Origin of the sequence: Dyadobacter psychrotolerans (genome assembly GCF_004349265.1) — a bacterium.
GTDB classification, from domain to species: domain Bacteria; phylum Bacteroidota; class Bacteroidia; order Cytophagales; family Spirosomataceae; genus Dyadobacter; species Dyadobacter psychrotolerans.
In genome coordinates, this window is sequence record NZ_SMFL01000007.1 from 318,853 (window position 1) to 339,990 (window position 21,138).

Sequence of the window (21,138 nt, forward strand, 5' to 3'; positions counted from 1 at the left end):
AACATTCGCACATTCAAAATTTACTCATTATCTCATTTAATTATAAAATATATGTCACTTAAAAGTCAGGTTGAATCAGGTATAAAAGACGCGATGCGTGCGAAAGACACAGATAAATTACGTGCTTTACGTGCTATTAAATCTCTGATTTTGTTAGACGAAACCAAAGCTGGCGGTACAGGCGGTGAGCTTTCGGCCGATGATGAACTTAAATTGCTTACCAAAGCGGCCAAGCAGCGTCGCGAGTCAGCGGATATTTACAGAGCTCAGGGCAGAGAAGATTTGCTGGCAGTTGAGGAGGCGGAACTGGCAATCATTGAGCAGTTTTTGCCAAAACAATTAACAGAAGAAGAAATCAAAACCAAATTGCAGGAAATTATTGCCCGGGTAGGAGCCAGTGCGCCTTCCGATATGGGTAAAGTGATGGGCGTTGCTACCAAGGAATTGGCGGGGCAGGCCGACGGACGTGTTGTTTCTACATTGGTTAAGAGTTTATTGGCATGAAGCTACTGGATGTTATCATCCTTCTTCCCCTTCTTTGGGGAGCATTACATGGTTACCGCAAAGGTTTGCTGATTGAGATTATCGGAATTGCAGGCATGGTGGTAGCCATGATTTTAGGTTTTAAATTTCTGGGGTTGGGAATGGATATTCTGACCCCCTATTTTAGTGATAGCACGGCTAAGAAAATTCTTCCTTATGTAGGTTTCTCAGCTGTGTTTTTCCCGACAATCTTTTTGCTCAACCAGTTTGGTTACATGATCCGAAGATCCCTCAGGTTTTCGATACTGGGCACTTTTGACAGGTTCGCAGGTGCACTCGTGGGCGTGTTTACCTGGGTTTTCGGAATTTCTGTTTTTTTCTGGCTGGTTAATCTGATTGGTATAAAAATTCCTTCCCACCGGACAGACGATACTTTTTTATATCCGCTTGTCGTGCCTGTTGCGCCGAATCTCATCACCAAAGCATTACAGATCATGCCCAAAGGCACAGACCTGATCAAGGAGTGGAAACGGGATTATCTGGATGATGCAGAAACAAAGCCTGATTCCTCTGATGTAGAAGCGGAGGTGGAAGAAGTTGAGAAGGAGTAAGAAAAAGCATTTTACTAATTCTGTTTTAGAATACTCATTCCCCCCACTTTGCTTAAAACTCTGCTAACCCAGCGTTTAACTCAAAATGAACTTTCAATATCCCGCACAGGTTAATGATCAATAGTTGATTTTCAGTACCTTTGCAGCAAATAGTGTTAAAAGATAATGACCGGATTACAGGAAAAACAGGATATACGGAAAATGAGTGTCGATCAGCTTAAAGGCTGGATGACTGAGAATGGAGAGAAAGCTTTTCGTGCAAAACAGATATATGAATGGATCTGGAAGAAATCGGCAAACTCATTTGCTGAAATGACGAACCTTTCGCTTGCAACCAGGCAGCTTATTGACAATCATTTTGTGATACACTCCATGGATGTTGCCAAGCAGCAGCAAAGCAACGACGGTACGATCAAATCCGCATTCAGGCTTTTTGACGGTAATCTGGTAGAAGGTGTTCTTATTCCTGCTGCCGACCGCATGACTGCCTGTGTCAGCAGCCAGGTGGGGTGTTCACTTACCTGCAAGTTTTGTGCAACCGGCTACATGGACCGCAAAAGAAACTTGGAAGCAGGTGAAATTTATGATCAGGTTGTTGCGATAGCAAAGCAGGCAGAATCAAGTTTTAAAGCGCCATTGACCAACATTGTGTACATGGGAATGGGCGAGCCGCTGTTGAATTATACAAATGTCCTGAAATCGATCGAGCACATTACTTCGCCGGAAGGATTAAATATGTCGCCAAAGCGCATTACGGTTTCCACAGCCGGTATTGCAAAGATGATTAAAAAACTGGGTGACGATGAGGTGCGGTTCAGGCTTGCACTTTCTTTGCACGCAGCAAATGATACCAAAAGGAATCAGATCATGCCGATCAACGAATCAAATTCGCTCGATAATCTGGCAGAAGCGCTTAATTATTTTTATCAAAAAACCGGTAACCGGATCACATTCGAATATATTGTCTTCAATAATTTCAATGATACTTTGCAGGATGCAAAAGAACTTTGGGAATTTACCAAAAGGGTTCCGGCTCGGGTAAACATCATTGAGTACAATCCGATTGCAGAAGCTGATTTTACAAACACAGGAGCTGACAAACTGGATAAATTCGCTGGTTTTCTTGAAGACCGTGGTGTATCGGTTCATGTAAGGAGAAGCCGCGGCAAAGATATTGATGCAGCCTGCGGACAGCTTGCCAACAAAAAAGTAGAGAACGAGGAGGTAAATTAATTTTGGCCGGGATTGTTGTGTTTGCAGGAACCGGGATAGGAGATTTGAAGATTGCTGTTTGAGTACAAACAATTTAACAACTTCCGGTGAAACTGAATTAACAATTTGGTAACATTGCAACCATAAACAATCAGTAGTTTTGCCCGGAAAATCTGTTTTCGCAGATTGAAGTTGTATCAGGCACGATTGATTTATAACCTTTTAAAACCTGGTATTTATTATTTATAACTTATACTCTCTTTATGTTTGGTCTCGAAACCGACATTTTCTTACTCCTCGCTTTCAGTATCTTAGCGGCTTGTGCATTTGAGTTTGTAAATGGTTTTCACGATACAGCCAACGCTGTTGCAACCGTTATCTACACCAATTCTTTAAAACCGAACATCGCAGTAATGTGGTCGGGCTTTTGCAACTTTCTGGGCGTTTTTCTGGGAGGAATTGCCGTAGCCATGGGAATTGTGAATCTTCTTCCCGTAGAAATGCTGATTGATCAGGATGTGTATCATAGTGTTGCAATGATTTTCGCCCTGCTTTTCAGTGCCATTATCTGGAACCTTGGAACATGGTATTTTGGTTTGCCAAGTTCAAGTTCTCATACGCTTATCGGGTCCATTTTGGGTGTAGGCCTTGCCTTTACCTTCATGCCGGAAAATACACAGGGTGCCGGTGTAAACTGGGCCAAGGCAGAAGAATTGTTTACTTCACTTCTTACCTCACCCATATTTGGTTTTGCGCTCGCAATTATTATTATGTTTTTGCTTAGGCGTTTGCTTTCAAAACCTTTACGTGATATCGTTTTTAGTGAACCGAAAAAGAATCAGGCACCGCCTATCTGGATCAGAGCTATTTTGATCACAACCTGTACGCTGGTTAGTTTTTTTCATGGTTCAAATGACGGTCAAAAGGGAGTAGGTTTGGTAATGCTGATTTTAATTGGGATTGTGCCGGCCCATTTTGCACTCGACAACAGCATCGATCCTATTGAAATGAAGGCTGATCTGATTCGTATAGAACAAACTGTAAGCAGAATTGACTCTATGAAGCTTTCTGCTTCTGATCGGTTGAAACTGCATTCAATTCACAAAGAAATTTCATCTCTTACGTCAGAAATCAATAAACCGCTTGCAGACCATAAACTTCCTCTTGAGGAACGGATGAATGCGCGTCGTTCGCTGCTTTTGATCAGCCGAAACACCAAAACGATTTTAGATAACGGGGACGCAACACTTAACACGGAAGATAAAGCCTACCTTAAGATGCAGTCTGCGAGTGAACAAGGTATTAGACGTTATACAGACTACGCTCCGGACTGGGTCATATTAATGATTTCACTTTCACTTGGTCTTGGTACCATGGTTGGCTGGAAACGCATCGTTGTGACGATTGGAGAAAAAATTGGTAAACAACATCTTACCTATGCGCAAGGTGCTTCTGCCGAGCTTGTAGCAGCGAGTACGATTGGTGTTTCCTCAATGCTTGGGTTACCGGTAAGTACAACACACGTGTTATCTTCGGGTATTGCGGGGGCTATGGTTGCAAGTAAAGGCGTGAAAAATTTGCAGGCCGGAACGATACGTAATATCGTAATCGCCTGGGTTTTAACTTTGCCCGTTACCATGGTTTTATCAGGATCGTTGTACGCTTTTTTCCGTTGGATATTCTAAACAGAAAATAAGAAGTTAAGGAATTCAGAAGTTAGAATTTATTATAAAAGCTGAGTAAAATAGTTTGGACTATTTTGCTCAGCTTTTTTGATTATTGATAAATAGATGACACCTGTTTGAACTGTCTTTGGTTTTGCAATGGTTATTATCGTAATTCGTCATGGATTTTTAATGATCAACAAAAAGCCAATTATTCACCATAATGACAAAAATTGAAGAGCAGGTTAGCCGTTACGGTTATGTGACGGAAGCCATTGCAGATGATATTGACCTGATTGCAGAAATTAACCGGTTAAAAAAAGAAAAAAACGCTGTTATCCTGGCGCACTATTATGTAGATGCTGAAATTCAGGATCTGGCAGATTATATAGGAGATAGTCTGGGGCTTTCCCAGCAGGCTGCATCAACCGAAGCAGATATGATCGTTTTCTGCGGCGTGCATTTTATGGGAGAAACTGCCAAGGTTTTAAGTCCCAATAAAAAGGTCGTTATTCCTGATTTTAATGCAGGATGTTCCCTTGCCGATTCAGCTCCTGCGGATAAGTTTGCAGCCTTTAAAGCACAGTATCCGGATCATATCGTAATCAGTTATATCAACTGTTCTGCGGAAATAAAGGCGTTGACAGATATTGTTTGCACGTCATCAAATGCTTTGCAGATTGTAAACAGTTTGCCAAAAGACCAAAAGATCATTTTTGCTCCGGACGCTAACCTGGGTCGTTACGTGGCGCATAAAACAGGACGGGAAATGGTTTTGTGGGATGGTGCCTGTATCGTTCACATCGATATTTCGCGGGAAAAATTAAAGCAGCTGCGGGAAGAAAATCCTGATGCATTGCTGATTGCCCATCCGGAATGTAAGGAAGATATTTTGATGCAATCGGATTTTGTGAGCTCTACAACCGGTTTGCTGAAATTTGTGAAGGAATCGGAGCATGATAAGTTTGTTGTTGCGACGGAGGCCGGGATTCTGCACAAAATGAAACAATCGGTTCCACATAAAAAGCTGATACCTGCACCCGGATCTGATAATAATACCTGTGCCTGCTCTGAATGTCCGTACATGAAAATGAATACATTAGAAAAGGTTTACAACGCGCTTTTGTATGAGCAGCCTGAAATTTTTGTTCCCGAAGATATACGTCTGAAAGCCTACGAATCCGTTGCCAGAATGTTAGAATTAAGCAAAGGGATTTGAGGTTTGGAATGCTGAATTAAGAGTTAAGAATGAAGAATGAAAACCAATTAGCCTGAAAGGCTTACATCCCTCAGCCTGGGGCAACGCCCTGGGAAACAACGACGGGAAACAACGACGGGAAACAACGACGGGAAACAACGATGGGGAAACAACGACGGGAACAACGACGGGAAACGATGGAACAACGCCCCGGGATTAAATGAACGGAAAACATTGGAACAATTATTTATCAAAACCAATTGTTTGCCGAATGCCGAATGCCGAATGCTATTTTACAACGCTAATTACAAAAAATGCCTCAATTTGATTTCCTGATTATTGGATCCGGTATTGCCGGACTTAGTTACGCCGCCAAACTGGCCAGGCATTTTGAAGCGGTGGAACAGGATATTTCCATTGCGGTAATTACCAAAGTTCAAGCCGATGAAACCAATACCAAGTATGCACAAGGCGGCATAGCGGTTGTGTGGGCAGAATCGGATTCTTTTGAAAAACACATCCAGGACACCATGGATGCCGGTGATGAAGTCAATAAAAGGAATATCGTTGAAATTGTTGTAAAAGAAGCTCCGCAGCGTATACAGGAATTAATCGATTACGGCACTCGCTTTGACAAAGAATCCGGAGGGGAATATGATCTTGCCAAAGAAGGCGGGCACTCTGACAACAGGATTCTGCATTTTAAAGATATTACCGGAGCAGAAATTGAACGTGCTCTTTTGGAAGAAGTTTTAAGGCATAAAAGCATTCAGGTTTTCACACATTATTATGCCGTTGAGCTGATCACCCAGCATCATTTAGGCGCAACAGTTTACAGGTATCAGGAAGATATAAAATGTTTTGGAGCTTATGTTCTAAATCGTCGTACAGGTGAAGTGGAAAAGTTCTTGGCTAAAACGACCATGCTGGCAACCGGCGGAATCGGGAATATATATCAAAGTACAACCAACCCAACCATCGCAACCGGCGACGGAATTGCCATGGCATACCGTGCGAAGGGTATTTGTGATAATATGGAATTTATACAGTTCCATCCTACCAGCTTTTACCAGCCGGGAAAAAAACCATCGTTCCTGATTTCAGAGGCCGTCCGTGGTTTTGGAGGAATATTAAAACGCGCAGACGGAAGCACTTTTATGGAGCTTTACGATGATCGTTTGTCGCTTGCTCCACGTGATATTGTGGCCAGGGCAATTGACTCGGAAATGAAAAAGAATGGGGTTGATCATGTTTATCTGGATGTGCGTCACTGTGATTATGAGAAATTTCTGGAACATTTTCCAAATATTACGCAGTATTGTCTTGATGCAGGAATTGATTTAAGAAAAGAAATGATTCCCGTTGTTCCTGCGCAGCATTATATGTGCGGAGGTGTGCGGGTGAATGAATGGGGTAAAACAAACATCAATTTTCTGTACGCAGTGGGAGAGTGTTCCTGCACAGGCTTGCATGGCTCCAATCGTCTGGCTTCCAATTCCTTACTTGAAGCAGTTGTTTTTGGTCACCGGGCTTATGAAAGTACATTGTCCAGCTTTGATGAGGCAATTGTTCCCGACAATATTCCGGAGTGGGACGATTCCGGTACGACACATCCGGAGGAGAATGTGCTTGTGACAGAAATGACACGTGAGTTAAACAGTATCATGTCCAATTACGTAGGCATCGTCCGAACCGACCGACGCATGAAACGTGCTTACGACCGCCTTGAACTGCTTCACCAGGAGCATGAAGAACTTTACCGTGAATCCAAGGTTTCGGTAGCTATTTGTGAGCTGAGAAATATGATCTCGGTTTCTTATCTGATTATCAAAATGGCCATGGCCCGACGGGAAAATATCGGCTTGCATTATAATGCGGATCATGTGAAGGGGTGAAAGCTTATTTCTTTAAAGCATATTTAAGGTTGCCGAAGAACCGCTGTATGAGTCTTCGATCGTTCGTTATGATATCTGCTGAGCCCTTTACCTCGTATTTTACATCTAATTTGGTACCATAATTCGTTTTTAATTTCTCAGGAAAGTCAATGGTAACCAGATAAGTCTCAGCGTCTCCCTGAGCTGTTTTGATTGCATTTGTAGTTAGCGAAATAGAGCTTACTTTTCCTTTCACTGACCCGTACTCGAGGTACGGATAGTCTTCCAATTTTACAATTACCTCCTGGCCGATTTTTACTTTCCCCGCTCCAACTGCCGGCAGAATAACCTGGCCATAAAGTTTCTCTTGTTTGGGGATAATGGTGAATACCGGGTCTCCAGCTTGCACAAACTGGTTGTTGTTCCAGAATTTTAAAAACTGAACTCTTCCGTTAAACGGACAAACGAAAAGATACTTCTGTTTCCACGCCTTAATTCTCTCTATAAAATCGGTGTAAGCAGTTAATAGATCCAGATGGAGCTGACGTTCCTTCTCAGTTTTAAGAATTTCAATTTCTTGTATTTTACTTTCTGTCTGGCTTAGCTGTTCCTCCGCGTTGGCAATATCCCGCAATGTGGATTGATACTGATCTTTCGACGTAACAACTTTGATTTTCGTAACATCAAATTCAGCTTTACTGATGGCACGGTTTAAGAGTAAAGTAGAATCACGATCATAAAAGCGCTGATAAAGTTTTTGCCCTTCCAAACCAATTTTGGCGCGGGTATGGGATACAGTCAGTACTTTCTGTTGTTGCAAAAGCAATTTTTGAAACGCAAAACTCTGCTGGTCGTAAACGTGATTATCCTGATAGTCTGCCAATTGTTTGAGGGCATTCAGAAAGGCAAAGTAATTTGTGCTGAGCTCTCCCAGCGATATTTCCTGTGGAAGAGTGTTATAAATTTTCGACGCGCTGTCAGTTGGAAAATGTATTCTGTTAACCAGTGTTGAAATTTTATTCACATCATCCGGGTCGGCCGGATTTTCCAGTACAGCGATAATCTGATTTTCAGCAACAGTATCCTGCGACTTAATATTTTGTAACTGCAATTTCCCTGTTCCGGCAGCAATCAGTTTCAAAGGGGCCTCGCTTGCATTAATTGTAACCTGTCCTGAAACAACATCCGGATATCGTACTTTCCATCCGAAAAATAGTATTAGTAATATAATAAAAAGAATAAGCGTTGTAATTCTTGCCCCAAATTTGGTGGGCATACGCTCAATGATTTCCTGTACTTCCTCAGTACGCTGTAATTTTTCTGTTGATGATGTAGTATTTCTATCCATTTTGAACAGAGTTGTTTTTTTGTAATTGCCCGCTGATGAAAATTAATTTGTACCTGCTGTCACAGCCCGGCTACCGCAGCCCCGGCTGCCGAAGTAATGCTGCTTTGTAAGTCCGTTTGTGTTTGCACCAGATTGGGGTAAACTAAAGAAAGGGAGAAAAACCGTCACGACTTTCGCAAAGAACTTTTATCCGAGCTAAGTGTGACACAGCAAATTCTCAAGGTATATCAATGGATTGATCTGGCTTAATAGAAGTTTATCTTTGTCCGAAATGCTACATCAAGCGTTACTATATTCGTTCTTAAATAACCCTCAGTGCTCATAATTAGGAAAAGAATGACGTGCTAATAGTTAAAATATGTAAACAAAAAAGACCATGGCAAATACTTTTATCTCTTAAATACTTTATAATCTATGTCTACGAAACCCACAGTTGTTTGAATGTATTAATCAATGGTTTGAATACCTTTAACCTTGTACAGGGTTCACATCGTAAATTTGCATTATAATTAGTTGATCTATATATCTGTAAATCATTAAGATAGTAGGTTTAAATTGCAAATTTACCCAGGAGAGTGATGAACAAGCAGACAAACCCCATATTTAAGCCCTTTACTTTTAATAAGGGTATAACCTTAAAAAATAAGGTGGCAATGGCTCCCATGACCACGTGGGCCAGCAACGATAATTACACTATCTCAGCAGATGAAGAAAGGCATTACAAAGCCCGTGTAAATGGTGTCGGTATAGTCATTACCGGTTGCAGCCATGTTACCCCAAGCGGCATTGGTTTTACTGATGAATTTGCGTCTTACGATGACACATTTTTACCAAGCCTTAAAAAGCTGGCGACGGTAGCAAAAAGTGGCGGAGCGCCAGCCATACTTCAAATTTTTCATGCCGGCAATAAGGCACTAGCTCAACTGATACCTGATGGTGATCTGGTGAGTGCCAGTGCAATAGAGGCTGGTGAATCTTCTTTTGTTAGCGAAGTAAACATTCCCCGTGCACTCTCGCATGAAGAGATCCTTGATATTATTAAAGCCTTTGGCCAGACGACCAGAAGGGCTATTGAAGCCGGTTTTGATGGTGTAGAACTTCACGGAGCACACGGGTTTTTAATCCAAAACTTTTTTTCCCCTTTGTTCAACCAGCGTACGGACGAGTGGGGAGGATCTTCACAAAATCGTATGCGATTTGCTCTTGAAGTGGTTAAAGAAGTTCAAGCCGTTATTGCGGAGCATGCTACGCGTCCGTTTTTACTAGGTTACCGGATATCTCCTGAGGAGTCACATCCTGAAAGCTATAAGCTTAAAGACATTTTTCCATTAATTGACCGCCTTATTGAGCTAAAAGTCGATTACCTGCATGCGTCTCTGGCTAATGTGCTTGAATCAAGACCTATTGGCACTAGCGAGGGAAAAACAATTGCGCAATTGATCCTGGATTACGTATCGGGAAGAATTCCTGTGATTGCTGCCGGACAAATTAAAAACCCGGAACAGGCTGCCCGGGCCGTAGATATGGGATTGGCATTTGTAGCGATCGGGCAGGCTCTGGTTATCAACCCAAACTGGGTAGAACTGGCGGCCAGGGGAGAAAAGATTGCAGATTCATTAAGTATCTCAAAGCTCCCGGAACTAGCCATTCCGACCAAATTATGGAATGTCATCGATGCAGCCAAAGGTTGGTTTCCCATCTCAAATTAGATCTGCTGTTTTAGAGGAATTGAGAGATAACAAGAGTGATGTCCATCACTGAAAGATTAAATTTTAACCTGTTTAACAATGGAAGTAGATCAGCAAATAAGCTCGGATCATCAGGATCAAGCGCAGGATAAAACATCGGTTACAAATCAACCGCGTGGATATCTCATTGCAAACTATACCATCCATGATCAGGCGACCTATGCAAAGTATGTGCAGGCTGCGGGTGCATTAAATGCTAAGTATAAGCTCCGGCCTATGATTTATGATGCAGCTGTAAAAGCTGTGGAAGGAAAGCCTGAATCCGTCATTGCAATAGCTGAGTTTGAGAGTTTTGCTGATGCCCAGCGGTTTTACAATTCGGTTGAGTATCAGCAGGCAATGAAATTTCGGCTCGCTTCGACCGAAGGTTGGGTCTTTCTTGCAGAAAGTGCCTTGATGCCTTAACAGCAAATAAATTTTTTTAAAACAGCATGTCAGTTTTGACGATCTGGCTGACACTATTCATCAAATAAAACAAATTATGGACTACGTGAAATTTGGAAATACAGGTATGATGGTTTCGCCTTTGTGCCTGGGCACAATGAGCTACGGCGGACCCACAAAACAGTTTCCGTGGGCCTTGACAGACGAAGAAAGCCGGCCATTTATTAAGACTGCCCTGGAATCAGGTATCAATTTTTTTGATACAGCCAATGTATATAACGAGGGCGGCAGCGAGAAAGTCCTTGGGAAAGCGCTACGGGATTTTGCAAAACGGGATGATTATGTGCTGGCAACAAAAGTGTTTAATCCTGCCGACGGAATTGGTGGACCTAATAAACAAGGCTTGTCGCGTAAACATATTCTGAGTGCAATTGATGCGAGCCTAACACGTTTGGGGACAGATTATGTCGATCTGTATCAGACACACCGCTGGGATGAAAATACACCAATAGAGGAAACGATGGAAGCACTGCATGATGTAGTCAAGGCAGGGAAAGCCAGATATATCGGCGCATCATCTATGTACAGCTGGCAGTTTGCGCAGGCGCAATACATTGCTCAGCTAAATGGCTGGACACGGTTTGTCTCTATGCAGCCCCATTATAATCTGATCTATCGCGAGGAAGAACGAGAAATGATCCCGTTTTGCGTTGATCAGAAAATTGCCATTATTCCCTAGTCACCCCTGGCAGCAGGTTTGCTTGGCCGCAGTAACCCGAAAGACAAAGAGGAAACCAAACGTGCCAAGACCGATAATTTCAGTGGTGGTTACTATAACTCGCCTTCTGATTTTGAGGTAATTGAGCGTTTGCAGCAGCTGGCAAAAGAGAAAGAGATCCCAACTGCGCAGTTGGCTTTGGCCTGGATGATGAGTAAGCCTGAAATTACAGCCCCGATTGTGGGAGCGACCAAACCAGGGCATATTGAAGATGCCGTATCTGCCTTATCTGTCAAACTATCTGCATCTGAAATCAAGCATTTGGAAGAGCTCTACCAGCCGCACCGGGTGATTGGCTTTTGATAATTAAACAAATCTAATTGATAGACAAGTAATCAAAGGTGCCCGCCAAACGTGCACTATCAATAACCAGATAACAAAATGGAAAATAAAGATCAAGTTAATGAGCAGGAAAACGCTGGCATCAGCCGCCGCGGATTCATTACCAAGACTGCCCTTGCAGGGGCCGGTTTAACAGTCATTCCGCTTTCATGGGCAACTGCCTCGGTTCAGGAAAATAACAGCTTTGCAAAAGATAAGCTAAAAACCAGGAAACTTGGCAAACTGCAGGTATCCGAACTTGGCTCAGGCTGCATGAGTATCAGTGCCAATTATGGTCCTGCTGCCGACAAGAACCAAGGCATTAAAACGCTCCGTACAGCTTATGAAAATGGGGTTCTTTTTTTTGATACGGCCGAAGTTTACGGTCCGTATACCAGCGAAGAATTGGTTGGGGAAGCCTTGGCTCCTTTTCGCGATAAAGTCGTTATAGCCAGTAAATTTGGCTTTGACATTCCGGCAGGAGGTACTTTGAACAGCCGCCCGGAACATATAAAAAAGGTAGTTGAAGAGTCGCTTAAACGACTTAAAACAGATCGTATTGACTTGTACTATCAGCACCGGGTAGATCCAAATGTGCCGATTGAAGATGTAGCTGGCACAGTTAAAGAGTTAATCCAGCAGGGGAAAGTCTTGCACTTTGGTCTTTCTGAGGCAAGTGCCAAGACAATTCGCCTGGCACATGGCGTGATGCCTGTATCAGCTGTGCAAACCGAGTACTCAATCATGGAAAGAAGCGTGGAGCAAAATGGCGTACTCGCTGCATGTGAAGAACTTGGGATCGGATTTGTACCCTGGGGACCTGTTGGCATGGGTTATTTAACCGGGAAAATAAATGCAAATACCAAGTTTGACCCTAAAAAAGACCTAAGGTCAGGGTTTGAGCGTTTTTCTGCTGAAAATATCGCAGCAAACCAGCCGATTGTAGATTTGATCAAACAATTTGCTGCTAAGAAGAATGCCACACCTGCGCAGATTTCACTGGCTTGGCTGCTGGCTCAAAAGCCATTTATCGTACCGATTCCCGGAACACGCAGTATTGAGCATTTGACAGAGAATCTGGGAGCAGTCAATATTAAACTGTCCAGTTCCGATTTGGCTGAGCTTGATACTGAGCTTGCAAAGATTAAGGTGCATGGCGGTCGGATGAATGCCTTGCAAATGAAAGTAGTAGAATAACTAATAATGTCTTATAGATGGATTAAGCAAAGCGCGCAGTATCCATGCAGCACTGCACCGATTTCTACCGCTGCAAATCCAGCAAAATACCATATAACATGAATACGAATTTAAATCCTGTATACAATTTTCAGGGACAAGTTGCCCTGGTTACCGGCGCGAGTGCTGGCATCGGACTGGCAGCAGCCCAGGCGTTTGCCAAAGCTGGTGCAGTTGTTGTGCTTGCAGATGTCAACGAAAAAGAATTAAGTGCAGTTACTGCCGAGCTGACCGAAGCAGGCCACCAGGCCATCGCGATTGTTTGCGACGTATCTAATGAAGCGCAAGTGGAAAGTATGATCCAGCACGTTGTTGCTGCGTTTGGAAAATTGGACATGGCCTTTAACAATGCGGGAATTGCAGGGCCATCCGGGGCGCTGACTGATGAAACCGAGCAGGAATTTGACAAGGTAAATGGGGTCAATTTCAAGGGTGTTTGGACTTGTATGAAGCACGAGCTCAAACAAATGCAGATACAAGGCAGCGGCGCAATTGTAAACTGTTCGTCGCTTGGCGGGCTTGTAGGACAGGCAGGCCGTAACGCTTATCATGGCACCAAACATGGTGTTCTTGGCCTGACCAAAAGTGCTGGACTTGAATTTGCCGCCCGAGGTATACGTGTGAATGCGGTTTGTCCGGGCGTGATCGATACACCGATGCTGGCAGATTTAAAAGAAAGATCACCTGAGGCAATGCAGGAAGTTTTGCGGGACCAACCCATTGGCAGGCTCGGTCTCACCAGCGAGATTGCCCAGGCGGTTCTGTGGCTTTGCAGTCCTGCGGCAAGTTTTGTAATCGGCGCAGCGCTTCCGGTTGATGGCGGCTTCACTGCTCATTAAGGATCAGTAGCCTGAAATGATTTGATTACTACTTAAAAACATAGTAAAAAAAACAAAGATATGAGTACTAAAAAAGTTTGGCTCATCACCGGCGCAGGGCGCGGTATGGGCGTTGATATTACCAGAGCCGCACTGGCAGCGGGGCACAAAGTAATCGCCACAGGCCGAAACCTGGATAAACTAAAACAGACGCTTGGGCAGTCTGATGGGCTTCTGCTTGTAAAATTGGATGTGACCAGCCCGGCAGATGCCGAATCAGCGGTTAAAGCCGGAATAGCCAGGTTTTGGCGGGATTGATGTGCTTGTCAACAATGCCGCTAATTTTTACGCGGGCTATTTTGAGGAGCTTACATCCGAGCAAATTCATAAGCAGCTCGAAACGAGCCTTTTCGGTCCTATGAATGTGACACGGGCGGTCCTTCCGCTTATGCGTAAGCAGCGCTCAGGGCAAATCATCACCATTTCGTCCACAGCTGGTTTTGCCGGCTTTGAGTTTGGTACTGCCTATGCTGCTTCCAAATTTGGCGTTGAAGGCTGGATGGAATCGTTGCAAGCTGAGATCGAACCCTTTGGGATCGATACCATTATTGTTAATCCGGGTTTCTTTCGAACGGAGCTTCTCACCGAAGAGTCTACAAACTATGCCGAAAATCCAATTGAAGACTATAACGAGCGCCGCACCGAGCAAATGAAGTTCTGGACCGGTGCTAACGGTCAGCAGCCTGGTGATCCGGCCAAGCTTGCCAGCGCATTGGTCTTTATTTCTGATCAGCCACAACCGCCGCGCCGCTTTCTTGCAGGAGCTGATGCCATAGGACAAGCTGAGCAAAAAGTAGCCGAGCGCCAGCAGCAGATTAAAGCTTACCGGGAGCTTTCAAGTTCGCTTGCTCACGAGTAGGGGGTGCTAAGATGCGGTACAGTTAATCCAATTTTGACACCACTGGCCGGGCTTCAGAATTGAGTCTTCAAAGAATATAATAGAAAGTGATTTTGCAACTGGACTTTCAATTATTTGATTGTCTTAACGATTGGTTTGAATAGCTTAAACTTTACGGCTACGGGTTATCTACCTTGTGTTTACGCCATTGTGATTCACTTGAAGGTAAATTACGCTCAATAAAATCGATGTTTTATGACCAAAATGACTTTAAAAATTAACGGTAGTGACCACACACTCGAAGCAGATCCGAACATGCCACTACTATGGGCGATCCGTGATTTGGTGGGCTTAAAAGGGACCAAGTATGGTTGTGGGGTAGCGCAGTGCGGAGCCTGCGTTGTGCATTTGGATGGCGATGCGATTCGTTCGTGCGTGACCAAAGTAAGCCGGGCAGAAGGAAAGCAGGTTGTTACAATCGAAGGATTGTCTAAGAATAATGATCATCCGGCACAGCTTGCCTGGCAGCAGCTTGACGTGCCGCAGTACGGCTATTGTCACTCAGGGCAGATTATGTCTGCAGCAGTGTTGCTTAGGGAAAAAGCAGATCCGACCAATCAGGATATCGACGATGCCATGGCAGGAAATATTTGCCGTTGTGGTACTTATCTGCGTATTCGTAAAGCCATTGTTCTGGCGGCAGAGTTACAGAAAAAGACTGTCAAACAAGGGTGATCCCGGAAAAATTAGATCCATGAAAAAGCAACCAAAGAAACTGATCTCCTTTAATATAAGGGCAGCCACAGCATTGACATTTATAATTTTCATCACGGCTGTAATAGCATCTGCATTCAGGAAAAAAGAGTATGATCCTACAAGTGCTGTACGTTTTGATAAGATCAACCGTGATAGTGTTGAATCGGCAAAGGCATTTTTGAAAGTGTACTCAGTCTTGATGAGCCCGCGCTGTATGAATTGTCACCCCGCAGGAGATGTGCCCCTACAGGGAGATGACAGCCATTTGCATACGATGGCACCCAAAAGGGGCATAGATGGAAAAGGTGTTTATGCAATGAAATGTTCAAATTGTCATCAGCCAGCCAATACGCCTGGTCTTCATACGCCGCCTGGTAATCCAAACTGGCATTTACCACCAGCAGATATGAAAATGGTTTTTGAGGGTAAATCGGCTCATGAGCTTGCCAAGCAACTTGTAGATCCTAAACTAAACGGCCATAAAGATAAAAAGAAGCTGATCGAACATGCCCATGACGGGCTGGTGCTGGCCGGTTGGAACCCCGGCGATGGAAGAACCCTTCCGCCGATGAGCCACAAGGAATTTAATAAGGCATGGTTGACCTGGCTTGAAAAGGGGGCGTATGCGCCACCGAAGGCCCACTGATACCCAATCTTAATCAAATCACAGCTGACCATGAACAATAAACAGGTATCAAGAAGAGATTTCCTAAAAGCTTCTGCCGTGTCCGGAGCGGTGTTCTCGCTAGGCTTCTATTTGCCTGGGAGTGCTAACAATGCAGAAATTATTAGTGTGGCTGAAGCTGAGAATTATGGTATTGAACTCAACGCCTGGATACATATTGAGACATCGGGTAAGGTGACCATTTTCAGCCATAGGTCCGAAATGGGTCAAGGAGTTTACCAGGCAATTCCACAGATTATTGCCGAAGAACTAGAGGTAAACCTGGCTGATATTCATGTAGTCTTTGCAAAAGGGAATCTTAAAAGATACGGAAGCCAGAATACCGGGGGAAGTTCGACGATTCGTGAGTTCTACAAAATTTTACTTAACCTGGGTGCATCTGCGCGTGAGATGCTTTTACAGGCAGCGGCTGGAAGCTGGGGAGTTTCGAAATCAGAGTGTTATGCCCAGGGAGGATACGTATTTCATAAACCCTCTGGCAGAATCGAATCGCCGAAGCGACTCCATTACGGGCAGCTGGTTGAAGCTGCATCCAAACTGACGCCTCCGAAAGACTATGTTTTAAAGAAACGTTCGGAATATAAGCTTGTTGGCAAGCCGCTTTTACGGCTCGATACGCCATTTAAAACCAACGGGACGGCCGTATTTGGGATGGATAAAGTACTTCCTGGAATGCTTTATGCGGCTGTCGAACGTAATCCGAGGCTGCGGGGTAAAGTAAAAAGTTTTGATGACAGTCAAACATGGAAGATTCCAGGTATCAAACATGTGATTAAGGTCAAGATGGTGGTTTTTGATACCTACCGGGAAGGAATTGCTGTTGTAGCTGATTCTACATGGGCAGCTATGCAGGGAAAGAAAGCATTAAAGATAGAATGGGACGACTCCGGCTTTGAACATTTGAACTCGGAAGAAATATACAAACGTCAAAACCTTGCCTTGCAGACCCAAGAGGGTCTATCCTTCAAATCGCAGGGGGAGGCTTCCGAAATCATTTCAGCATCTGCCAATAAAATTGATGTTGTCTATGAAACGCCCTATCAGTACCATGGCTGTATGGAGCCAATGAATTGTACAGCATATTACCAGGAAGATAAGCTCGAAATTTGGGGGCCGACCCAGAATCCTGACATGGTGCAGGAATATATCAGTAAGGATATGAATATTGCCAAGGAAAAAATCATCGTAAACCTTACCTTTCTGGGTGGTGGTTTTGGCCGTAAATCATTTATGGATTACCCGCACGAAGCTGCCGTTATTTCCAGGCAGATCAAGGCCCCGGTTCAGGTTGTCTGGACACGGGAGGATGATGCCACTCAGGGGCCTTTCCGCCCCGGTATATCTTATCGCTGTGAAGGTGTGATCAAAGATGGGAAAATCGATGCTTTCAAATACCGGATGGCCGGGCAAAACAACATGCACTGGCTTACAGGTAAAAAAGATGCTGTTAATGGAAGCACTTCGGAAGGTTTTCTAAAGCCGTATTACGAAACGATAAAAAACCTTTCTATCCGTGATGTTCCTTTTGCAACACCGATCCCGACAATGTGGTGGCGTTCAGTCTATGCTTCAACCAACGGATTCGCATTTGAAAGTTTTATGGATGAGCTTGCAGCAGATGCCGGTAGAGATCCGCTCGATTTCAGAAGAGCTCATTTGAACGATGAGCGTCTGCACTTACTAATCGATAAAATGGAAAATGTCTCTGGCTGGAAGGATAAAAAGAAAGGTGAAGGATATGGAACAGCCATTACCGAATGCTTTTCAACGACCGTAGGCGAGGTGGTAAAAGTATCCAGGCAAGCAGACGGAAGTATTAAAATTGATCAGGTCTGGGTAGTGATGGATTGTGGTTGGTATGTGAACCCGGATACGATCCGTGCCCAGATAGAAGGCTCTATCGTGATGGGGCTTGGCGCAGCGACGATGCATGAGGTAAGGTTTATTGATGGAAAAGCGGTTGATACCAATTTCAGCACCTACCAAATGCCCCGCATTACAGACATACCGCCGATTCAGATTCATATCATGGAAAACGACGAAGTTGCAGGTGGTGTAGGAGAGCCGGCTTTACCACCGTTTGCACCCGCATTGACCAATGCGATATTTGATTTGACGGGAAAGCGCATACGGAAACTGCCATTTAGCTTGGCGAGTGTTTAATCAGAAATTATAACCTAGGCTGAATTTACTTGTTTAATTGGAATAGATGAGCCATTAACCAAATGGAATCATCTATTCCATTTTCTCTAACCGCGATCCAGTTACCAGTGACGTAATTCAACAGCCATTAATTAGGATTTAAATGAATCATATTGTGGATACAAGCGATAAAAGCTTTCAGCAGCTGGTCAGAACCAGACATTCATGTCGCGCCTTTTTATCTAAACCAGTACCTGAAACGCTTATTTATAACGTTTTACAGGACGCACAGCAATCTCCCTCAAATTGTAATACCCAACCCTGGAACGTGCATATTGTTTCAGGAGAAGTAAAAAACACTTTATCGGAAAAATTGATTGAAGCATATAATTCTGAAACCTATTCTTCGGATTTCAGCTTTGATACAGGCCATTTTACGGGGCGTTATAAGGAAAGACAATTTGCTCAAGGAAAGACATATTACGAAGCGTTAGGTGTTGCCCGTGAGGATAAGGAAGGGAGAAAACAAGCTAATCTTTATAATTACAAATTTTATAATGCTCCCCATGCGGCATTGCTTTTTATGCCGTCCGTGGGGGATCACGTCAGGGTAGCTGGTGATGTTGGTATGTATGCGCAAACCTTTCTTCTATCCTTAACTGCTCATGGCTTGGCAGGCGTACCGCAGACAGTTCTGGGAATGTTTGCAGATGTAGTAAGGAAACATTTAGGAATTTCGGCCGAGTATAAGATGCTATTTGGCATTTCATTTGGCTACGAGGATCTGACTTCCAAAGCCAATAGTTTCCGCTTTGAAAGGGATCCTGTTTTGTCAAATGTAACGTTTCATCAATGACCGGCAAAAAAAGGAGTTGAAGAAAATAGATGTTTTTGGAATCTATATGGCTTTCGAAATCGAATTCGTTAGTTTTATATAGGTATTGTTTGATTTTATTAAGATAAGATTATGATAAAAGCAAAATCGCAACAGGAAGTCTTTGGAGACAAACTACCTAATGTAGGTAGCAAATTCAATATCTATGAATGTGATGATTTCCGGGCACGGCCAGTGCCATATAGTCGAAGAGATTTCTATAAAATAACACTGCAATTCGGTACCAGCCGGTTGGAATATGCCGATAAAGGAATTCTGATCGATAAGCCGGCCTTACTCTTTACAAATCCCAGAATACCATACTTTTGGGAGCCAATATCAGAAGAGCAAAAAGGATATTTTGTCCTGTTTACCGAAGAGTTCTACCAGGAAACCAACGCGGATGCTGCTCTGGAACACTCGCCCTTGTTCAGGCTTGGATCTGACCCGGTCTACTACATCGATCCGGATCAGATCATTTACATTAAACAGATCTTTCAAACCATGTACAAGGAGTTTAATTCCGATTATGTGCACAAATTTGATCTGCTGCGTAATCATTTGAACGTGTTAATGCATGAGGCGCTCAAAATGCAGCCCCTGACAACGTATTTTGAGCATCAGAATGCAGCAACGCGGATTGCTTCCCTGTTTATGGAACTGCTCGACAGACAATTTCCGGTCGATCCGCAAAGACCATTGACACTACGGACACCCAATCAATATGCGGATCTTTTATCGATTCACGTAAACCACCTAAACCGGGCTGTCAGGGATGCAACCGGTAAAACGACAACAGAACATCTGAATGACCGTATTATTGCAGAAGCCAGGGCACTGCTATTAAATACGGATTGGAACGTTGCCGAAATCTCGTACAGTCTTGGCTATGAATACCCTACCTATTTTAACAACTTTTTTAAAAAAAGAACGGGCACGAATCCAACCACAGTCAGAGAGGAGCACGCGCTAACAACAAATGTTACGACATAGAAAATAAAAGTTCATACATAAGCAATGAGTTAATTTTCAGCTATTTTGAGTTTGATAAATAAATAGTATTCTTATTTGATCTCCGGTGAGCTATTCCCCGGAGATTTTTTATTTAAAACAGCCGGATCTAAAAAGCACGTAGCTCTTCGATTAATCATCCATTGATACAGCTCCATAACCGGGCTACTCTCCTGTTTGCTTGCTTCTTACATCTTAATCTGTTTGAATGTATTAACCTTCTGTTTGAATACATTTAACATCGGCATATATCTCCGCTGTAATTTTGTATTATCATTCAGCTTGTAAGTGAAAGTTGTTCAAATGTCTATGTTTTAATTGACACGATCATTTTTAGGGCAGATAATCAAATACACGCGGTTCTGACTACTATGAGTGGAATTATGCAATTTTTTTTAAATAAACTTTTGTTATGAAAATCAATTTACTTCTGTTAGGACTCATCATCCTGATGATAGCGGCTTGTTCTGGTACAGGTAATGAGCCCATTGAGCCAATCTTAAGCGAAACCGAAAATCCTCCTGTCATCCAATCTTTCATGTTGACACAATCCTTATTGGATTCGGTTACAAGAATTGTCACTGCCGGGGATACCGCTATTACCGGAAACGGCTTTGGGGTCCGTACGGATGGGTCAGATAGAAATATTAAAGATATTTATACAAATAAACCATTAAACCGCGCGGTTCAGGTGGGTGATATTTTTGTGATACGAAGTTTTCAAAATATAGACAACCAAAGAGGTCCACTCGATTTTATCGATATCATGGTGCGCCGCGAGGCTGGTTATAATTCAGCAGGTGCGGATTTTGAATATTTTCGGATAGACTTTGATCCTGCTACGAATTACAATCAAAACCCTAATGGACTCGTGCCGATTCTGGCCAATAGCCGTGACCGTGGCCTGGATATTGCCAGAGCGGGCTGTGTGGGTTGTCATCGTTTTGCGGCGGGTGTTGATTTTCTATTTACAAGTCGTTGATATGCATGGCTTTGCTTACTGATGATACTTATTCGGAAATTGATTTTAGGTTTAGTATTCTGGTCAAAAAGTTAGACATGTTTGAAACACATGTTGAAATATTAGCGGATCTTTC

19 protein-coding genes and 1 pseudogene are annotated in these 21,138 nt (G+C 43.4%); 19 read left to right on the forward strand and 1 reads right to left on the reverse strand.

Features of this window, described 5'->3' with window-relative positions:
• Nucleotides 1–51: 51 nt before the first annotated feature.
• The 6 genes from E0F88_RS20285 to nadB all read left to right on the forward strand — a co-directional run bounded on the left by E0F88_RS20285 (nucleotide 52) and on the right by nadB (nucleotide 7,063).
• Nucleotides 52–504, forward strand: a complete 453-nt coding sequence (locus E0F88_RS20285; protein WP_131960097.1) for a GatB/YqeY domain-containing protein — start codon at nucleotides 52–54, stop codon at nucleotides 502–504.
• Nucleotides 501–1,094, forward strand: a complete 594-nt coding sequence (locus E0F88_RS20290; protein ID WP_131960098.1) for a CvpA family protein — start codon at nucleotides 501–503, stop codon at nucleotides 1,092–1,094. Before E0F88_RS20285 ends, E0F88_RS20290 begins: the two co-directional genes overlap by 4 nt.
• 165 nt (nucleotides 1,095–1,259) lie before the next feature.
• Nucleotides 1,260–2,327, forward strand: coding sequence for a dual-specificity RNA methyltransferase RlmN (gene rlmN, locus E0F88_RS20295; RefSeq protein WP_131960099.1), 1,068 nt, complete (start codon nucleotides 1,260–1,262; stop codon nucleotides 2,325–2,327).
• Between the two features lie 242 nt (nucleotides 2,328–2,569).
• A complete protein-coding gene (locus E0F88_RS20300; RefSeq protein WP_131960100.1) occupies nucleotides 2,570–3,991 on the forward strand; it encodes an inorganic phosphate transporter in 1,422 nt (473 codons plus the stop codon).
• 202 nt (nucleotides 3,992–4,193) lie between these two features.
• Nucleotides 4,194–5,189, forward strand: coding sequence for a quinolinate synthase NadA (nadA, locus tag E0F88_RS20305; RefSeq protein ID WP_131960101.1), 996 nt, complete (start codon nucleotides 4,194–4,196; stop codon nucleotides 5,187–5,189).
• Nucleotides 5,190–5,482: 293 nt separating this feature from the next.
• Nucleotides 5,483–7,063: an L-aspartate oxidase gene (gene nadB, locus E0F88_RS20310; RefSeq protein WP_131960102.1), complete on the forward strand. Its 1,581-nt coding sequence runs from the start codon at nucleotides 5,483–5,485 to the stop codon at nucleotides 7,061–7,063.
• A gap of 4 nt (nucleotides 7,064–7,067) precedes the next feature.
• On the opposite strand, the gene E0F88_RS20315 is transcribed toward nadB, so the two are convergent.
• Nucleotides 7,068–8,390, reverse strand: a complete 1,323-nt coding sequence (locus E0F88_RS20315; RefSeq protein ID WP_131960103.1) for an HlyD family secretion protein — start codon at nucleotides 8,388–8,390, stop codon at nucleotides 7,068–7,070.
• A gap of 578 nt (nucleotides 8,391–8,968) precedes the next feature.
• On the opposite strand from E0F88_RS20315, the gene E0F88_RS20320 reads away from it, so the two are divergent.
• The 13 genes and pseudogenes from E0F88_RS20320 to E0F88_RS20375 all read left to right on the forward strand — a co-directional run bounded on the left by E0F88_RS20320 (nucleotide 8,969) and on the right by E0F88_RS20375 (nucleotide 21,023).
• Nucleotides 8,969–10,099 carry an NADH-dependent flavin oxidoreductase gene (locus tag E0F88_RS20320; protein ID WP_181956103.1) on the forward strand — a complete coding sequence of 377 codons (1,131 nt, stop codon included), beginning with the start codon at nucleotides 8,969–8,971 and terminating at the stop codon, nucleotides 10,097–10,099.
• A gap of 78 nt (nucleotides 10,100–10,177) precedes the next feature.
• Nucleotides 10,178–10,543, forward strand: a complete 366-nt coding sequence (locus E0F88_RS20325) for a DUF1330 domain-containing protein (RefSeq protein ID WP_131960105.1) — start codon at nucleotides 10,178–10,180, stop codon at nucleotides 10,541–10,543.
• 136 nt (nucleotides 10,544–10,679) lie between these two features.
• Nucleotides 10,680–11,603 (forward strand): annotated as a pseudogene (locus E0F88_RS20330) (aldo/keto reductase).
• 78 nt (nucleotides 11,604–11,681) lie between these two features.
• Nucleotides 11,682–12,818 (forward strand): aldo/keto reductase, encoded by a 1,137-nt coding sequence (locus tag E0F88_RS20335; RefSeq protein WP_131960106.1) that lies wholly within the window; start codon nucleotides 11,682–11,684, stop codon nucleotides 12,816–12,818.
• A gap of 98 nt (nucleotides 12,819–12,916) precedes the next feature.
• On the forward strand, nucleotides 12,917–13,696 hold the full coding sequence (locus E0F88_RS20340; protein WP_131960107.1) for a glucose 1-dehydrogenase: 780 nt from the start codon (nucleotides 12,917–12,919) through the stop codon (nucleotides 13,694–13,696).
• A gap of 60 nt (nucleotides 13,697–13,756) precedes the next feature.
• Nucleotides 13,757–13,993: an SDR family NAD(P)-dependent oxidoreductase gene (locus E0F88_RS34550; protein ID WP_220466358.1), complete on the forward strand. Its 237-nt coding sequence runs from the start codon at nucleotides 13,757–13,759 to the stop codon at nucleotides 13,991–13,993.
• Between the two features lies 1 nt (nucleotide 13,994).
• On the forward strand, nucleotides 13,995–14,594 hold the full coding sequence (locus E0F88_RS20345) for an SDR family NAD(P)-dependent oxidoreductase (RefSeq protein ID WP_220466359.1): 600 nt from the start codon (nucleotides 13,995–13,997) through the stop codon (nucleotides 14,592–14,594).
• Nucleotides 14,595–14,828: 234 nt separating this feature from the next.
• Nucleotides 14,829–15,308 carry a (2Fe-2S)-binding protein gene (locus tag E0F88_RS20350; protein WP_131960108.1) on the forward strand — a complete coding sequence of 160 codons (480 nt, stop codon included), beginning with the start codon at nucleotides 14,829–14,831 and terminating at the stop codon, nucleotides 15,306–15,308.
• 19 nt (nucleotides 15,309–15,327) lie between these two features.
• On the forward strand, nucleotides 15,328–15,975 hold the full coding sequence (locus E0F88_RS20355) for a hypothetical protein (protein WP_131960109.1): 648 nt from the start codon (nucleotides 15,328–15,330) through the stop codon (nucleotides 15,973–15,975).
• Nucleotides 15,976–16,005: 30 nt separating this feature from the next.
• Nucleotides 16,006–18,177 (forward strand): molybdopterin cofactor-binding domain-containing protein, encoded by a 2,172-nt coding sequence (locus tag E0F88_RS20360; RefSeq protein ID WP_131960110.1) that lies wholly within the window; start codon nucleotides 16,006–16,008, stop codon nucleotides 18,175–18,177.
• 142 nt (nucleotides 18,178–18,319) lie between these two features.
• On the forward strand, nucleotides 18,320–19,012 hold the full coding sequence (locus E0F88_RS20365; protein WP_181956104.1) for a nitroreductase: 693 nt from the start codon (nucleotides 18,320–18,322) through the stop codon (nucleotides 19,010–19,012).
• A gap of 111 nt (nucleotides 19,013–19,123) precedes the next feature.
• Nucleotides 19,124–20,023, forward strand: a complete 900-nt coding sequence (locus E0F88_RS20370) for a helix-turn-helix domain-containing protein (RefSeq protein ID WP_131960111.1) — start codon at nucleotides 19,124–19,126, stop codon at nucleotides 20,021–20,023.
• 430 nt (nucleotides 20,024–20,453) lie between these two features.
• Nucleotides 20,454–21,023 carry a hypothetical protein gene (locus E0F88_RS20375; protein WP_131960112.1) on the forward strand — a complete coding sequence of 190 codons (570 nt, stop codon included), beginning with the start codon at nucleotides 20,454–20,456 and terminating at the stop codon, nucleotides 21,021–21,023.
• Nucleotides 21,024–21,138: the final 115 nt, after the last annotated feature.

Coding starts and splice junctions, on each gene's coding strand:
- E0F88_RS20285 (WP_131960097.1), top strand. CDS start 52: ATGTCACTTAAAAGTCAGGTTGAATCAGGTATAAAAGACGCGATGCGT.
- E0F88_RS20290 (WP_131960098.1), top strand. CDS start 501: ATGAAGCTACTGGATGTTATCATCCTTCTTCCCCTTCTTTGGGGAGCA.
- rlmN (WP_131960099.1), top strand. CDS start 1,260: ATGACCGGATTACAGGAAAAACAGGATATACGGAAAATGAGTGTCGAT.
- E0F88_RS20300 (WP_131960100.1), top strand. CDS start 2,570: ATGTTTGGTCTCGAAACCGACATTTTCTTACTCCTCGCTTTCAGTATC.
- nadA (WP_131960101.1), top strand. CDS start 4,194: ATGACAAAAATTGAAGAGCAGGTTAGCCGTTACGGTTATGTGACGGAA.
- nadB (WP_131960102.1), top strand. CDS start 5,483: ATGCCTCAATTTGATTTCCTGATTATTGGATCCGGTATTGCCGGACTT.
- E0F88_RS20315 (WP_131960103.1), bottom strand. CDS start 8,390: ATGGATAGAAATACTACATCATCAACAGAAAAATTACAGCGTACTGAG.
- E0F88_RS20320 (WP_181956103.1), top strand. CDS start 8,969: ATGAACAAGCAGACAAACCCCATATTTAAGCCCTTTACTTTTAATAAG.
- E0F88_RS20325 (WP_131960105.1), top strand. CDS start 10,178: ATGGAAGTAGATCAGCAAATAAGCTCGGATCATCAGGATCAAGCGCAG.
- E0F88_RS20335 (WP_131960106.1), top strand. CDS start 11,682: ATGGAAAATAAAGATCAAGTTAATGAGCAGGAAAACGCTGGCATCAGC.
- E0F88_RS20340 (WP_131960107.1), top strand. CDS start 12,917: ATGAATACGAATTTAAATCCTGTATACAATTTTCAGGGACAAGTTGCC.
- E0F88_RS34550 (WP_220466358.1), top strand. CDS start 13,757: ATGAGTACTAAAAAAGTTTGGCTCATCACCGGCGCAGGGCGCGGTATG.
- E0F88_RS20350 (WP_131960108.1), top strand. CDS start 14,829: ATGACCAAAATGACTTTAAAAATTAACGGTAGTGACCACACACTCGAA.
- E0F88_RS20355 (WP_131960109.1), top strand. CDS start 15,328: ATGAAAAAGCAACCAAAGAAACTGATCTCCTTTAATATAAGGGCAGCC.
- E0F88_RS20360 (WP_131960110.1), top strand. CDS start 16,006: ATGAACAATAAACAGGTATCAAGAAGAGATTTCCTAAAAGCTTCTGCC.
- E0F88_RS20365 (WP_181956104.1), top strand. CDS start 18,320: ATGAATCATATTGTGGATACAAGCGATAAAAGCTTTCAGCAGCTGGTC.
- E0F88_RS20370 (WP_131960111.1), top strand. CDS start 19,124: ATGATAAAAGCAAAATCGCAACAGGAAGTCTTTGGAGACAAACTACCT.
- E0F88_RS20375 (WP_131960112.1), top strand. CDS start 20,454: ATGAAAATCAATTTACTTCTGTTAGGACTCATCATCCTGATGATAGCG.